This window comes from Vibrio thalassae (assembly GCF_900089835.1).
In the GTDB taxonomy this organism is placed as follows: domain Bacteria; phylum Pseudomonadota; class Gammaproteobacteria; order Enterobacterales; family Vibrionaceae; genus Vibrio; species Vibrio thalassae.
In genome coordinates, this window is record NZ_OANU01000145.1 from 1 (window position 1) to 762 (window position 762).

Below are 762 nucleotides of genomic sequence, written 5' to 3' on the forward strand. Positions count from 1 at the left end.
TGTCAGCGCCGATGTAAAAATGACCCACTAACGTCGATTTAAAATTGACCCACCTGAGGCAAACTATCCGTTCGTAAAATGGACAAAGCGGCGGATTATGATCAATCAGGAGCAACTAGTGGAAATACACGTTTTACATCAGCAAGGACAAAGTATCCGCCGCATCGCGCGTGATTTAGGTGTATCTAGAAACACCGTTCGCACTTATCTTCGAGACAGAAGTAAAGAACCCATCTATCCCGAACGGCAATCTCGACCAACTAAATTACAGCCTTACCACGACTACTTGCGCACTCGCATTGAAGCCGCAAAGCCTTATTGGATACCTGCAACCGTCTTATTGCGTGAGCTAAAATCTCTCGGTTACGAAGGTGGTATAACGATGCTCAAGGAGCACGTCAAGCAGTACAAACCTAGTAAGCCAGTCGACCCAGTGGTTCGGTTCGAAACATTGCCTGGTGAGCAGATGCAAGTTGATTTCACGACCATCACTCATTACGGCGTACGTGTTAAAGCCTTCGTGGCTACTCTTGGCTATAGCAGAGCGACGTTTGTTCGCTTTAGTGAACAAGAGCGCCAAGAAGACTGGATAGAAGGTCTTGAAGAAGCGTTTGAATACTTCGGTGGTGTCCCCAAAGAGGTTCTGTTCGATAATGCGAAAGCCATCATGATAGAGCGTGATGCATACGGTGAAGGTGAGCACCGCTGGAACCCCGCGCTGCTCACCGCCGCCAAGAAATATAACTTCAAGCCAAGAGCTTG

General features: G+C 47.9%; 1 protein-coding gene. It reads left to right on the top strand.

All coding sequences use genetic code 11. The features are described from left to right. Positions 1-118 precede the first annotated feature (118 nt). A partial coding sequence (gene istA / locus VTH8203_RS22670) for an IS21 family transposase (RefSeq protein ID WP_244181304.1) occupies positions 119-762 on the top strand: 644 nt, incomplete at its 3' end.